At 61.2% G+C, this 14,888-nt stretch carries 12 protein-coding genes; 5 read left to right on the top strand and 7 right to left on the bottom strand.

Translation table 11 applies throughout. From position 1 onward, the window contains the following. Positions 1 to 64 precede the first annotated feature (64 nt). From C2L64_RS53325 to flhC, 3 genes are read left to right on the top strand one after another with little or no spacing between them, the layout of a single operon-like run. The gene (locus tag C2L64_RS53325) at positions 65 to 400 is read left to right on the top strand and encodes a hypothetical protein (protein WP_131542641.1); all 336 of its coding nucleotides are present in this window, start codon (positions 65 to 67) and stop codon (positions 398 to 400) included. Next, complete coding sequence (flhD, locus tag C2L64_RS21605) at positions 390 to 710, top strand: flagellar transcriptional regulator FlhD (protein WP_007585797.1); 321 nt, start codon at positions 390 to 392, stop codon at positions 708 to 710. The genes C2L64_RS53325 and flhD overlap by 11 nt, the downstream gene beginning before the upstream one ends. Before the next feature lie 17 nt (positions 711 to 727). Further along, positions 728 to 1,354: a flagellar transcriptional regulator FlhC gene (gene flhC, locus C2L64_RS21600; protein WP_007585799.1), complete on the top strand. Its 627-nt coding sequence runs from the start codon at positions 728 to 730 to the stop codon at positions 1,352 to 1,354. A 100-nt stretch (positions 1,355 to 1,454) separates the two neighbouring features. On the opposite strand, the gene C2L64_RS21595 is transcribed toward flhC, so the two are convergent. From C2L64_RS21595 to C2L64_RS21575, 5 genes are all read right to left on the bottom strand, one after another. Beyond that, positions 1,455 to 2,783, bottom strand: a complete 1,329-nt coding sequence (locus C2L64_RS21595) for an Nramp family divalent metal transporter (RefSeq protein ID WP_007585801.1) — start codon at positions 2,781 to 2,783, stop codon at positions 1,455 to 1,457. Between the two features lie 902 nt (positions 2,784 to 3,685). Then, positions 3,686 to 5,242 carry an efflux transporter outer membrane subunit gene (locus C2L64_RS21590; protein ID WP_007750404.1) on the bottom strand — a complete coding sequence of 519 codons (1,557 nt, stop codon included), beginning with the start codon at positions 5,240 to 5,242 and terminating at the stop codon, positions 3,686 to 3,688. A 14-nt stretch (positions 5,243 to 5,256) separates the two neighbouring features. After that, on the bottom strand, positions 5,257 to 8,442 hold the full coding sequence (locus C2L64_RS21585) for an efflux RND transporter permease subunit (RefSeq protein ID WP_009770526.1): 3,186 nt from the start codon (positions 8,440 to 8,442) through the stop codon (positions 5,257 to 5,259). Between the two features lie 74 nt (positions 8,443 to 8,516). Continuing rightward, the gene (locus tag C2L64_RS21580; RefSeq protein ID WP_007734858.1) at positions 8,517 to 9,827 is read right to left on the bottom strand and encodes an efflux RND transporter periplasmic adaptor subunit; all 1,311 of its coding nucleotides are present in this window, start codon (positions 9,825 to 9,827) and stop codon (positions 8,517 to 8,519) included. A gap of 38 nt (positions 9,828 to 9,865) precedes the next feature. Then, entirely contained in the window at positions 9,866 to 10,720 is an 855-nt protein-coding gene (locus C2L64_RS21575) for an alpha/beta hydrolase (protein ID WP_009770525.1), read from the bottom strand. A 197-nt stretch (positions 10,721 to 10,917) separates the two neighbouring features. Here C2L64_RS21575 and C2L64_RS21570 point away from each other — a divergent pair, with 197 nt between their 5' ends. Both C2L64_RS21570 and C2L64_RS21565 read left to right on the top strand, forming a co-directional pair. Beyond that, positions 10,918 to 11,922: a LysR family transcriptional regulator gene (locus C2L64_RS21570; RefSeq protein ID WP_007745962.1), complete on the top strand. Its 1,005-nt coding sequence runs from the start codon at positions 10,918 to 10,920 to the stop codon at positions 11,920 to 11,922. 173 nt (positions 11,923 to 12,095) lie between these two features. Further along, the gene (locus tag C2L64_RS21565) at positions 12,096 to 12,404 is read left to right on the top strand and encodes a DUF4148 domain-containing protein (RefSeq protein WP_009770524.1); all 309 of its coding nucleotides are present in this window, start codon (positions 12,096 to 12,098) and stop codon (positions 12,402 to 12,404) included. Positions 12,405 to 12,607: 203 nt separating this feature from the next. Here the strand turns inward: C2L64_RS21565 and C2L64_RS21560 are convergent, their stop codons facing one another. After that, complete coding sequence (locus C2L64_RS21560) at positions 12,608 to 13,675, bottom strand: purine-nucleoside phosphorylase (protein WP_039902317.1); 1,068 nt, start codon at positions 13,673 to 13,675, stop codon at positions 12,608 to 12,610. A gap of 247 nt (positions 13,676 to 13,922) precedes the next feature. Further along, positions 13,923 to 14,849, bottom strand: a complete 927-nt coding sequence (locus tag C2L64_RS21555) for a cation diffusion facilitator family transporter (protein ID WP_009770522.1) — start codon at positions 14,847 to 14,849, stop codon at positions 13,923 to 13,925. Positions 14,850 to 14,888: the final 39 nt, after the last annotated feature.

Genomic DNA, 14,888 nt, shown 5'->3' with positions numbered 1-14,888 from the left:
AGCTTTCTGAACTCATATGATTTTCGCATAAGCAAAGTTACGTGCGTAAATCGGAAACTCTTGCGTGAAGCCTTATCTGACAAGGGTTTATCCGGAGCCCGTTGCAAACGTTTTCCGCCTGCCTGGCGATTATGACGTCGCCGTGAAAGAGTTACCGAAACGACTGTTGTTTTGTCGTATCTTTTTTTTGAGAAAGGTATTGATTTCTGGAAATCCTGTTCATACAATTCCGCCCAAGCTGTTACGAAATGTAACGGGTTGTATCAAAGGTTGGCTGGTTGTATCTGTGCACCAACTTGACGCCGGAAATCTTCAGTGTCCGGCGGGGCATAAGACCATAACGGCAGAAAATGCCGATATAAGTAATTCGGGGCTTCGGAAAAGAGAAAATGGACCGTAGCAGCGAGACGCTGGATTCAATCCGCGAAATCAATTTGTCTTACATCATGCTCGCACAACGCATGTTGCGCGAGGACAAGGCAGTCGGCATGTTCCGCCTGGGCTTGTCATCGGAGCTGGCTGATATTCTTGCCGGGCTATCGCTCGCGCAGATCGTCAAGCTGGCCAGCTCCGATCAGCTTTTATGCTTCTTCCGCTTCAACGACCACACGATGCTGTCGGCGTTGACGCACACGTCCCGTCACGCGGAGGTGGCATCGACGCATGCCGCGATCCTGCTGGCAGGACAGCCCGCAGAGCAGTTCGCTTAAGACCGGAGAGGACTGCCATGCTGAAAAAGAGCCTTACCGAAGACGCGCAGGAAGTGTTCCGCGCGATCGCGCTGATTGAACTGGGCGCGCGCATGCAGGTGCTCGAAAGCGAGCTGACGCTGTCGCGCGACCGGATGATCCGCCTGTACCGCGAGGTCAAGGGCGTATCGCCGCCGAAGGGCATGCTGCCGTTCTCGGCGGACTGGTACATGACGTGGCTCGCGAACATTCACGCATCGCTGTTCTACAACACGTACCTGTTCCTGAAGAACGAAGCGCGGTGCTCGCACCTGGACGCGCTGACCAAGGGTTATCGTCTGTATCTGGAACATTGCCGTCATAGCGAGACCGAGCCGGTGCTCGACCTGACGCGCGCATGGACGCTCGTGCGTTTCTTCGACGCCGAGATCCTGCAACTGACGCCCTGCTGCCGTTGCAGCGGCAAGTTCGTCGCGCACAAGCACGACCTGCAGCACAACGTCGTGTGCGGCGCCTGCCAGCCGCCGTCGCGCGCCGGCAAGACGAAGAAGGCCGCCGCCGCGAAGCGCGAGGCGGAGAAGGACATCGTATCCGTGCCGCAAGTCGCGGAAGAAATCGAAGTACTCGAAGAACAGATGCTCGAGGAAACTGCGTTGGCGGCCTAGCGCCGCGCATCACTCAGTCCATCCGAAGCTATGCATTATTTTGAAGCCGGTCTCGCGAGACCGGCTTTTTTTCGTCCGCGTTTTATTCGCGCTTTGAAGCTCAGCCTGCGAACCCGAACGTCTGCACCACCAGCCAGATATTCGCCGCGCTGATCACGACGAACAGCGACCACGCGAGGATACGCGTCGGCAGCCGGTTCGCGAATTCGCCCATCAGCGCGCGGTCGTCCGTCATGCGGATCAGCGGATAGAGCGCGAACGGCAACTGCAGGCTCAGCACCACCTGGCTCGCGACGAGCAACTGCCCGACGGCGCCATTGCCGAGCATCTGCACACCGATGAGCGCGGGAATCAACGCGAGCGCACGCGTGATGAAGCGCCGCTGGTAGCACGGAATCTTTAGCTGCAGAAAGCCTTCCATGATGACCTGCCCGGCCACCGTGCCCGTGAACGTCGAGCTTTGCCCCGACGCCAGCAGCGTGATCGCGAACAGCACGGCCGCGAAGCCCGTGCCGACGATGGGCGCGAGCAGCCGGTAGGCGTCCTCGATTTCGGTGACCTGGGTATGCCCCGTCGAATGGAACGCGGCCGCCGCGAGAATCAGGATCGCCGCATTGATCAGCAGCGCGAGAATGAGCGCGACGATGGTGTCGATACGCGACAGCGAGATCGCGTCGGCGATGCCCTCGCGATCTCGCTTGATCGCGCGCGTCTGCACGATGGACGAATGCAGATACAGGTTATGCGGCATCACTGTCGCGCCGAGAATGCCAATCGCGAGATATAGCGGCTCGCGTTCGCTGATGGCTTGCCACGACGGCACGAGCCCCGCCGCGACGGACGGCCAGTGCGGATGAACCAGCGCCAGTTCGATCACGTATCCGACGCCGATGGTCGCGACCAGACCGAGCATGATCGCTTCGAGGTCGCGGAAATTTTTGCCCTTCAGGCCGAGCACGATCAGCGTGTCGAACGCGGTGAGGATCACGCCGACCGTCAGCGAGCATTTGAACAGCAGATGAAACGCGAGCGCGCCGCCCAGCACTTCGGCAAGATCGCAGGCGATGATCGACAGTTCGGCGAGCAGCCATTGAATACGCGCGATGCCCGGCGAGTAACGCGTGCGCGATAGTTCCGCGAGATTGCGGCCCGTCGCGATGCCAAGACGCATGCTGAGGCACTGCAGCACCATTGCTGCTAGGCTCGACAGCACCACTACGAACAGCAGGCTATAACCGTAGCGCGAGCCGGCTTCGATGTCGGTGGCCCAGTTGCCCGGGTCCATGTAACCGATCGACACCAGTAGGCCGGGACCTGCGAACTGAAGGATTTTTTTCCAGAATGGGGCGGACTGCGTGACGGCGACGGAGCCCTGCACCTCGGATGGGCAGAACGGCGCGGTAGCTGTGGTTGGAAGTTTGAACTGCAAAGCCGGTGACCTCGAGGTGGGGGTGAAGTCGCAGTGCGATAGATGGATCGCTGCCGCGAAACGGCTCTAAGTGTACAAAGAAATATGGGGACGTGTCCCGGGAGGGGCGTGCAGGGGTGCACGGGGGTGATTGGTTTTTTGGTTTTGCTTTTGGTGGCATCCGCGTGGCGCCTGCGCGGCGCTAGCGGTTTGGTTGCTTTAGCCGATGCACTGGCATCCGCGTTGTGCCTTCGTGCTTCACGCGTCGCCCCTGTGCGGGGCGGCACCTACTTTTCTTTGCCGCCGCAAAGAAAAGTAGGCAAAAGAAAGCGGCTCACACCGCCAATCCTTGTTCTTGCCTGCGGGCCCCCAAAGGGTCTTGCGCTTCACACGGCAGCATTTCTGTTCGCGTTCGTTGCCAACGCTTCGAATGAGCGCCTCACCCGCTTCGAATACCCGTACTCGGGCAAGCGGCAGCGAATGGTATGTGCCGCCCAGGTGGCAAACTGTGTGTAGGTTGTCGCGGCGTATAGCTTGGCGCTCTTACAGGGTGGAGCGTGCGCTATCGGTCCGAAGTGAGGTGTGTGTAGCACTACGGCCTACACACAGTTTGCCACCTGGGCGGCGGTGGACTATCTGGCGCGGCCGGGGTGCAGCGCGGGCGCGTGAAGTGGGTGAGGCGCACCGCAAGAACGTTGGCAACGAACATGGGTCACGTGATTGCCGTGTGAAGCGTAAGACCCTTTGGGGGCCCTCAGGCAATGAGAGATGTTGGCGGTGTTAGCCGCTTTCTTTTGCCTACTTTTCTTTGCGGCGGCAAAGAAAAGTAGGTGCCGCCCCGCACAGGGGCGACGCTTGAAGCGCGAAGGCAAATCGCGGATGCCCGCGCAAGAGCAAACCGCGGATGCCACCGCAAAAAAAACTTACTGCTTCGCCACCTGCTGCGATTGCGCGCCGTCGGCGCTGCCGATATCCGCCTTCACATCACCCCACCCCCCGCCGAGCGCACGAATCAAGTTGACCGTCGCGACCGCCTGCGTGCCGGCAAGATGGCTCAACTGCAACTGCGACTGCAGCGTCTGCCGTTCCGCATCGATCACATCCAGATAGGCGACCTGCCCTTCCTGATACTGCGTCTGCGACAGATGCTCCGCCCGCTTCGACGCGTTGACAGCATCGTTCTGCTCGCGCGTCTGATCGCCAAGCAAACGCAGATCGGACAAGTTGTCCTCAACTTCACGAAACGCCACGAGCACCTGCTGACGATACTGCGCCACATCCTCGTCATACTTCGCGCGCGCATTCGCGAGATTCGCCTTGCGACGTCCGCCATCGAAGAGCGGCACCGTGAGCGCCGTGCCCGCAAACGGACCAAGCAGGAACGCGCGGCTCGACCACTGGAACAGATCGCCGAGCGTCGTCGACTCGTAGCCAAACGCACCCGTGATATCGAGCTTCGGGAAGAACGCCGATTTGGCCAGGCCGATCCGCGCATTCGCGCCCGCCATCGCGCGCTCCGCCGCTGCGATATCCGGCCGACGCTCGAGCAGCGCAGACGGCAATCCAGCAGGCACGCGCGCCGTTACAGGCGCAAGCGGCGTCTCGGGGAACGAGAAGTCCGCAGGCGCCTTGCCGAGCAAAATCGCGAGGCCGTGCTCGGACGCCGCGCGCTGACGCGCCACGCCGACGGCATCGGCGCGCGCCGTCGCCAGTTCATTGCGGGCGCGCGACACATCGAGTTCGTTGATGTCGCCTTCGTTGAAGCGGCGCTCGACGAGTTTCAATGCGTTCTCACGCAACGTCACCGTCTGACGATACAGGCTCAACTGCGTGTCGAACTCACGCAACTGAAAGTAGTTCTGCGCGACGTCCGCCTGCAACGCGAGCTGCACCGAGCGGAACAACGCTTCGCTCTGCGCCTGGTCGGCACGTGCGGCGTTCACGTTCGAACTGACGCGGCCAAACAGATCGACTTCATACGCAGCCGTCACCTGTGCGCGCCACAGCGTTTGCGTCGGCACATGCGTGTCGTTCGGCAGGAACTGCGAAGCGGGCGACAGACGCTCGCGCGTCGGCCCGAAGCCCGCATCGAACGACGGGAACCAGTCGGCGCGCGCCTGCTGCGTCAGCGCACGCGATTCCTGCACGCGCGCCGCGGCTGCTTTCAGGTTCTGGTTCGCATCGCCAGCCTGCTTTTCCAGATCGTTGAGCGTCGAATCGCCGAAAATCGTCCACCATTCGCCGCGATGCGCGTCTTCTGCGGGCTCAGCCGTCTTCCACGTGCCCGCTTCGCTCGCCGGCAGCGGCGTGGCCGCCGCATCCGCCGTCGTTGCCGACACGGGCGCTTCCTTGAAGGCCGCGGGCGTCGCCGAATCGGGACGCTTGTACGTCGGCTCGAGCGAGCACGCCGCGAGCAGCAACATCAGCAGCGTGCTCGCCGCCGCGCGACCCAGGCCGCTCATCTGTTCAAAGCTTTTCATTGTCATTTTCTCCATCAGGCGTCCGTCGTATGCGCGACGAGATGCGGCGAGTCCTTTTGCGCGACGTGAATCTTGCCGCCCGCCAACGTACGCAGCACCACGTAGAACACCGGCGTCAGCATCAGGCCGAACAGCGTCACACCCAGCATCCCGAAGAACACGGCCACACCCATCGCGTGACGCATTTCGGAACCCGCGCCGCTCGACACCACCAGCGGCACCACGCCCATGATGAACGCGATCGACGTCATCAGAATCGGCCGCAAACGCATGCGGCTCGCTTCGATGGCGGCCTGCAGCGGCGTGCGTCCGTCGTGCTCCAGTTCACGCGCAAACTCGACGATCAGAATCGCGTTCTTCGACGCCAGCCCCACCAGCACCATCAAACCGATCTGCGTGAAGATGTTGTTGTCGCCCTGCGTCAGCCATACACCCGCCAGCGCGGACAACACGCTCATCGGCACGATCAGGATCACCGCGAGCGGCAGCGTCAGGCTCTCGTACAGCGCAGCGAGCACGAGGAACACGAGCAGCACGCTGATCGGGAACACCCACATGCCCGCGTTGCCCGCGATGATCTGCTGATACGTCAGATCGGTCCATTCGAGCTTCACACCCTTCGGCAACACTTGCGCCGCGATGCGCTCGGCCGCTGCCTGCGCTTCACCCGACGAGAATCCTGGCGCCGGGCCGCCGTTGATATCGGCCGCCGTGTAGCCGTTGTAGCGCACGACCATTTCCGGACCATACGTCGGCGTCACCGTCACCAGCGACGACAACGGCACCATGTCGCCATTCGCGTTGCGCGTCTTCAGTTGCAGGATGTCGTCGGCCTGCTGACGGTACGGCGCGTCCGCCTGCACACGCACCTGGTACACACGGCCGAAACGGTTGAAGTCGTTCACGTACAGCGAGCCGAGATACACCTGCATCGTGCTGAACACGTCCGTCACGGGCACGCCCAGTTGCTTCGCCTTCACACGGTCGAGATCGACGTTCACTTGCGGCACGTTGATCTGATAGCTGGAGAACGTCGGGCCGAGTTCGGGAGTCGTTGCAGCCTTCTTGACGAACGCTTCCGTCGCTTTGTTCAGCTCTGTGTATCCGACTGCACCGTGGTCCTCCAGCTGCATCTTGAAGCCGCCGAGCGTACCGAGACCGAGCACGGGTGGCGGCGGAAAGACGGCAACGAACGAATCCTTGATCGCGCCGTATTGCTGGTTCAGCGCGCCCGCAATCGCACCCGCCGACAGCGCTTTGCCCTTGCGTTCATGGAACGGCTTGAGCGTGACGAACACGATGCCCGCGCTCGAACTGTTCGTGAAGCCGTTCACCGACAGACCCGGGAACGCCACCGCGCTTTCCACGCCAGGCTGCTTCAGCGCGATCGTGCCCATGTCGCGGATCACCTTCTCGGTGCGATCGAGCGATGCGCCGTTAGGCAACTGCGCAAACGCGATCAGATACTCCTTGTCCTGCGCCGGCACGAAACCGCCCGGCACGGCACGCGACACGAGCACCGTCAGGCCCAGCAGCACCGCGTACACGACGAGCATCGCGCCCTTACGCTTGAGCACGCCGTTCACGCCACGCCCATAGCTTTCCGAGCCGCGATGGAACACCTTGTTGAAGCCCCTGAAAAACGGGCCCAACACGCGGTTCATGCCGCGCGTCAGCCAGTCTTCCTTCGCGCCATGACCACGCAGCAACAGCGCAGACAATGCGGGCGACAGGGTCAGCGAGTTGAATGCCGAGATCACCGTCGAGATCGCGATGGTCATCGCGAACTGCTTGTAGAACTGGCCCGTCAGACCCGTCATGAACGCGAGCGGCACGAACACGGCGACCAGCGTCAGCGCGATGGCGATAATTGGCCCGCTCACTTCCTGCATGGCCTTGTAGGTCGCATCTCTCGCGCTCAGCCCGCTTTCGATGTTCCGCTCGACGTTCTCCACCACCACGATCGCATCGTCAACCACGATACCGATGGCCAGCACCATCCCGAACAGCGACAGCGCGTTGATCGAGAAACCGAAAGCGAGCAGCAGCGAGAAGGTGCCGACAATGGACACAGGCACCGCGATAAGCGGAATGATCGACGCGCGCCACGTTTGCAGGAACACGATCACCACGATCACGACCAGCGCAATCGCTTCGAGCAGCGTGTGCACGACGGCTTCGATACTCGAACGCACGAACTGCGTCGGGTCATAGACGATCTTGTACTCGACACCCGCCGGGAAGTCTGCGGCGAGTTCTTTCATCGTCGCGCGCACTTCGTCGGAAATCTGCAGCGAATTCGCGCCCGGCGACTGGTTGATCGCCATTGCAACAGCCGGCTTGTTGTCGAGCAGCGAGCGCAAGCCGTATTCCGAAGCCGCGAGTTCGACACGCGCGATATCCTTCAGGTACGTGACGGCCCCATCCGGCGCCGTCTTCACGACGATGTCGCCGAACTCCGCTTCTGTTTTCAGACGGCCGCGCGCATTCACCGACAGCTGCAGCGGCGTGCCCGGCACGGAAGGCGATGCACCGATCACGCCCGCCGCCACCTGAATGTTCTGCTCGCGAATCGCGTTGACGACTTCCATCGCCGTCAGATTGCGTTGCGCGACCTTCGCCGGATCGAGCCACACGCGCATTGCGTAGTCGCCCGCGCCCCACAACTGCACCTGCCCGACGCCCTTGATCCGCTCCAGGCGGTCTTTCACGTTGAGCAGCGCGTAGTTGCGCAGATACGTCATGTCGTAACGGTCGTTCGGCGAGATCAAATGCACGACCATCGTCAGCGTCGGCGAGCTCTTGATCGTCGTCACGCCGAGACGCTGCACGTCTTCCGGCAGACGCGGCAGTGCCTGATTCACGCGGTTCTGCACGAGCTGCGTCGCGAGATCGGGATTCGTGCCGAGCTTGAACGTGACCGTCAACGTCAGATTGCCGTCGCTATTGGCCTGCGACTGCATGTACAGCATGTTCTCGACGCCGTTGATCTGCTCTTCGAGCGGCGACGCAACGGCCTCGGCGATCACCTTCGGGTTCGCGCCCGGATATTGCGCGTGCACCACCACGGAAGGCGGCACCACTTCGGGGTATTCGGAGATCGGCAGCTGGAACAGTGCGATCAGCCCCCCGAGCAGAATCAGGACCGATAGCACGCCAGCGAAGATCGGCCGGTCGATGAAGAATTTGGATATGTTCATGTGAAGCTCTTGATGTTGGAGCGCTTACGTCTTCTGCGCATGCATCGAAGGATGGGTGCCGGTTGGTCGACCGATCACGAATCCTTGCGCGCCTTCGTGCGCGGCTGCGCCTGTGCCTGCGTTTGCGTACCCTTCTGCGCTTGCGGTTCGGTGTGCTTCTGCTTCGCTCCGTCGAGCTGCGCCTGCTTGTCTGCCTGCGCGTCGTCCGCGACGGGCGCGCTGTTCGCGTCGCCCTCGCCCATCGGTACCATGTGCGCGCGGACCTGCGCGCCCGGGCGCACGCGCTGCGTGCCGTTCACGACGATGCGGTCGCCCGCGTGCAAGCCGCTCTTCACGACGCGCAGATTGCCTTGCAGGTCGCCAGGCTGGATCTCGCGATACGCGACGTGATCGTCCTTGTCGACCACGAACACGAACTTCTTGTCCTGGTCCGTGCCGATTGCGGCATCGTCGATCAGCAGCGCGCCATGCGGCTCGCTGCCACCCACTTTCACGCGTGCAAAGAGACCCGGCACCAGCGAGCCGTCGCTATTGTCGAAACGCGCGCGCACGCGGATCGTGCCCGACGACGTATCGAGGCGGTTATCGACCGACTGAATCGTGCCCTTGCGCGAATAGCCCGTCTCATTGGCGAGGCCGAGTTCGACGGGCACCTTGCTGTCGCCCTTCACCTGGCTGATGTACTGAAGGTATGTCTGCTCGTCGGCGTCGAACTCCGCGTAGATCGGCGAGACGGACACGAGCGTCGTCAGCGGCGCAGCGCTTGCGCCCGCGTTCACGACGTTGCCGAGCGTGATCTCCGCGCGCGACACGCGGCCCGCCACGGGCGCGACGATCTTCGTATAGCCGAGATTGATCTGCGCGGTTTCGAGCGCGGCCTGCGCGGCCTTCACGTTCGCGCTCGCTTCGCGCGCGGCGTTCTGCTTCTCGTCGTAGTCGCGTTTTGCGATTGCGCTATCGCCGATCAGCCGTTGCGCGCGCTCCCAGTCGCTTTGCGAGTAACCCGCGCGCGACTGCGCGGCCGCCAGTTGCGCGGCAGCACGATCGACTTCCGCCTGATACGGACGCGGATCGATGACGAACAGCACGTCGCCCTTCTTCACGAGCGCGCCGTCCTGGAAGTTCACGGACACGATCGTGCCCGATACGAGCGGCCGCACGTCGACCTTTTCTACAGCCTGAAGACGGCCCGAATAGGTTTGCCAGTCGGTGATGGTTTTCTGCACGACAGTGGCGACGTCGACTTCCGGCACGATGGTCGGCGCGGACTGCGCCGGCGAGCGCGCATCGACGCGAATCGCGCCGAACGTGCCGAGGCCCGCAATCACAAGCACCGCTAGCGCCGCAACCGCCAGCTTCGAACGCGAGAGAGGAAAAACAGACATGACAGACTCCGGATTTAATTTAGTTAATAGAAGTTTGTTTATCGGAGTGCGCGCTCATCGAAGCGCCACTGGAAGAATCGGACCGCCTCGAGCAGCGCCGCCGGATGCTGGGCCAGCGCCGCGTGCGATACGCTCGGGTAACGGACCACCTGCGTCTGCACGCCCGCATCGATGAGATTGCTGGCGTACTTCTCCGCTTCGACGTGCAGCACGTCGTTTTGCGCGGTGGCAATCAGCGTCGCGGGCAAGCCGGCGAGCCGCACCGATTCGAGCGGCGCCGCATACGGGTGAATGCGTTGCGCTGCCTGCGGCAGATACGCGCGATAACAGGCCGCGCATTCGCTCGCCGTGATGTCCGAGCTCAGGCGCTTCTCGTCGCCAAGACGCGTGAGGCTCGGATCGAGCATCGGTCCGAACAAAGCCTGCGCATCGATCCGCACATCCCCGCGATCGCGGCCGATGAACGCAAGGCAATTGGCGAGCGAGCCACCTGCATCGTGGCCCGCCACGCCGATTTTTTTCGTGTTGCCGCCAAACGCCCGTGCGCGCGTCTGCACCCACAGTGCTGCACGGTGCGCATCTTCGGGCGCGGCGGGAAACGGAAACTGCGGCGCGAGCGAATAACCGACGGACACGACGAGCGCCGGCGTGTGCTGCGCGAAATAGCGCGCGGCGTAGTCGGCTTCCTCGATCGAGCCGCGCACGAAACCGCCGCCGTGAAAATAGAGCAGGATCGGCAGACCGTTTTTGGCGGCGGCTCGCCGGTAAAGGCGCAGTGTGATGTCCTGTGCGTACCCTTCGATCCGCACGTCGGTGACGTCGAGTAACGCGGCGTTTTCGCCGAGGCTCGCGCCAGACGGGACAAAGGTGTGACGCGGGTTGAATGCATCCATGTCGGAACAGCGCAATGCGCGAAGCTATCGAATGGTGCGAATTGTGGGACCAGCAGACTTCCAAATAAATGCCTATAATCCGGCAACACAATTCGGTGCACCTGAACAATCGAATGACTTTATTCGGCGCCTTAGCCAATCGTTAAATGGCTGATGCGGCTGCTTCACCAGTGCTCCGGCTCTTTCGGAGGTTTGCAATGGACCGACTTCAGGCCATGCAAGTGTTCACCCGGGTCGTCGATACGAACAGCTTCACCCGGGCTGCGGAAACGCTCGATCTACCCCGCGCTTCCGTCACGACGATCATCCAGAATCTCGAAGCGTTTCTCGGCACGCGCCTCTTGCATCGCACGACACGCCGTCTGTCGCTGACGCCGGACGGCGCTGCGTACTACGAGCGTTGCGTGCGCATTCTCGCGGACGTCGAAGAAACGGAAGCGAGTTTCCAGAGCGGCAACAAGAAGCCGAGTGGCAAGCTGCGCATCGATATGCCGGGATCGATCGGACGTCTGCTCGTGATTCCCGCGCTGTGCGAATTCCACACGAAGTACCCGGATATCGATCTGCAACTCGGCTTGTCCGACCGCCCGGTCGATCTTTTGCAGGAAGGCGTCGATTGCGTGGTGCGGGTCGGCGCGCTGCAGGATTCGTCATTGGTCGCACGCAGAATAGGGTTATTCGAAGGCGTGTCGTGCGCGGCGCCTGCGTATCTGGAACGCGCGGGCATTCCTCAGACGCTCGAAGACCTCGACCAGCACAAGGCGGTGAATTATTTTTCGAGCCGCACGGGCCGGGTTATGGACTGGTCGTTTCTCGTCGACGGCAAGGAAGTCGAGGTGAAAATGAAGAGCGTAGTGTCCGTCAACGACGCGGATGCGTACGTGACGTGCGGCCTCGAAGCCTTTGGCCTGATCCAGCCGCCGCTCTTCATGGTGCTGCCGCATCTGCGTTCGGGCCAGCTCGTCGAAGTGCTGCCTGAGATGAAGCCACTGCCGATGCCGATTTCCGCGGTGTATCCGCATAGCCGGCATCTGTCGTCGAAAGTGCGCGTATTCGTCGACTGGATTGCGGAGATTTTCGATCGCTGCCCGCTGCTCAGCGGCCGCGCAAGCCTCGACAAGACCTGCACGCAACGCACGCTCGAGCAGAAAGAGACGGCGCCGGAATTCAAGACGCCTGTGATGTCGGAGTGGGTTGCATAGGCTGCCAGGCCTTTGTTTAAGGGACGATCGCGGCATCGCGCCGCGATTGTTCTGAAATTGCGACAATTCATTTCATGAAAGCCGGGTTTATCGCCCGCGCGTCAAAGCCTACATTTCACCCTGTCGCAACGCCGGACCACGACGGCGAAGCAAACGATAGGAGTGAATGAATCATGAAACGCAATCTGCTGGCAGGTCTTGCTCTCTCGCTGCTCGTCAGCGCACCGGCATTTGCCGGCGGCGGTGGTGGCATTGGCCACGCTGGGTCGTACAACGATCAATGGTGGCAACACTCGGCGGATGCATCGGCACCGAAGTCTCGCGCAGAAGTGCGCGCGGAAGTGACCGACGCGTATCGCGACGGCACGCTGCCGTCGCTGAACAAGACCTCGTATCCCGAACAAGGCCTGATTGGCCGCACGCAAGCTGCACGCCTCGAAGCGCAAAGCGACGGCAGCGTGCGAGTCGCTCGCGGCCAGTAATCGTCATTCTATTTTTAGTCGCAGGAGTCGAACATGAGCCCATCGGAACTCGATGACTGGGCGGCGGATATTCCCGTCTGGACGCCCTATCGCTCGCATTAAGTGCGCGTTGGAAGATAGCGAAGTGTGTGTACCGCGCTCAATCGCATGAAAGCGATTGAGCGCTTTGCGTTGGTGCCGATTTAACGTTCTGCGCTATGCGATCAGCGATGCGGCACGCCGTTGCGCCATTCGCCCCAATGCGACACGATGTCCTGAACGAGTGGATTGCCCGCGCGGTACAGGTTCTCGAGCGCAATAGTGAAGCCACCTTGCGCGGCGTAATTGAGCAGGTTGTCGGCGCTCGTCTGTCCATCATAAGGACGATCGAAATCCGAGCCCGCGCGCAATACCGCAACGCGGTTCAAATCGACGCGATGCACGCTTGCGGCGCGCTTTAACGCTTCATAGGTCGAGTTGTCTTCCTGTTGCGTCGTGCAATAGACGCCCTTGCCGTCCGTGAGAATCTTCGTCCAGTCGCGCGCGCGTTCGCCCAGCTTCGTACCGGACCACCACGTATCGCCTGCTAGTGTGTCGCACTGAATGACAGTAGGCGCACGATTGGCAGGTGCATAGCTGTATTTGGAGCGCGCCGCTTGCGCCTGCGCGTTGTCAGACAGCACGACGTTGCGCGACAACGCAAAAGCCGCATCGGCAAGGCGTGTATTCAACTGGAACACTTCCGTGCGGTAGTCGAGTGGCGGCTTCTCCGAAGGGCTTTTCGTATTGATGCCGAGATAGCCGGTGTTCCAGCCCGGCGGAATTTCGCGTCCGTCGATTTCCCATTGAATACCGAAGTCGACAAGGTACTTGGCCCACGCAGCGGAGCCGACCGTACCTTGAATCGGATCGATACCCGCAATGCCCGCGATCATGAAGTACGTATGCCGCAAATCGAAACGCGACGAGAATGCGAGCGCCATGGTCGACGCGGCGGCATTCGTGTGGCCCATGCCCGTCGTCATCACGCAGATGTCCTGTCTGTTGCAATGGATATTCGGATAATCCGGCGAGAGACCCGCGACAGGAATGTCTTGCCACGGCCCGAGTTTATCGAGCCACACCTGCCCTTCCGGTCCGAACATCGAAATGATCATCACCTTGACGGGCCGGCCGTGCGATTCGCCGTTGCCTTGCGCAAAGTTGTCGTCCTGCGCATTCGCCAATGGCGAGACTGCCGTGCATGCAGCCAGTGCCAGAGCCGTCAATGCGCCTACCGTGCGAGTTACCATGACAAGTCCTTTCTTTAAGCTTGCTAAAGGATTGGGAATGGAATGCATGCCCTCGCGTAACAGGGCGGAGCTAAGTATAGGCGGCGTCGAATTGTTTTCCATTAGCTAATTCCACTTGTCATTTCAAATAGCTGATTCGCATAAATCGAAAAAGAACTGCAATACGAAAAGTGAATCAGAAACGAAAAGACCCGCGAACGTTGCACCGAGTGCATCATTCGCGGGCCTTTGAATAAGGTATCGGCGCTTAATCGAGCGACGCCTCGGTTCTCACTCTCGGCACATCCGGCTCGAAGAACACCCACCGCACTTGCGGAAACGTCGCCTGCAAATCGGCTTCGACGATATTGATTGCGTCGACCATTGCACGGCCGCTGTCGTAGTCGATCATCTCGGCCTGCACCGCGACGACCACATGACGTCCCCACTGCAGCGTAATCAGATTGATGATGCTGCGTATCTCCGTGCGCGTGTGCAAATGCGCTTCGATTGCGCGCCGCACTTCCGGGCTCGCGGATTCGCCGATAATCATCGACTTCACCTCGCGCGCCACCAGAACCGCAATCACCATCAGCAACACACCGACGCCGACGGAACCCCACGCGTCAAACACGGGATTGCCAGTGATCATCGTCATCAGCACGGCGACGAAGGCAATCGCGAGACCGAGCAGCGCGGCCACGTCTTCGCCCGTGACGACGAGCAATTCCGATTCGCGCGTTTCGCGAAACCATCGCCACATCGATTTGTCGGGATTGGTCTTGCGGATTTCCCGGACCGCGCCCATCAGCGAAAAAGTTTCGAGCACCACCGAAACCCCCAGCACGCCAAGCGCGATATACGCATGCGACAACGGCTCATGCGCCATCAGACGATGCACACCCTCATAAACAGAAAACACGCCGCCGACGAAGAACAGCAGCAGCGCGACGATCAGCGAATAGAAATAGATTACGCGCCCCGCGCCGAGCGGATGCAACAGGCTTGCGGGACGTCGCGCCTGCTTGAGGCCGAACAGCAGCAATATCTGGTTGCCGCAATCGGCCGTCGAGTGAATCGCCTCGGCGAACATCGAACCGGAACCCGTGAATGCAGCAGCCGCGAACTTGCAAACCGCAATGCCGAGGTTCGCTGCCAGCGCGTAAAAAATGGCCTTCGGTGATTCTTCTTTCATAGGCTCTTCGAGTTGTCGTGATGCAATTGGAGTGAGAAA

Origin of the sequence: Paraburkholderia hospita (genome assembly GCF_002902965.1) — a bacterium.
Lineage (GTDB): Bacteria > Pseudomonadota > Gammaproteobacteria > Burkholderiales > Burkholderiaceae > Paraburkholderia > Paraburkholderia hospita.
The sequence above is the reverse complement of the archived record's forward strand: the minus strand, read 5'-3'. Positions and strand labels throughout refer to the sequence as shown.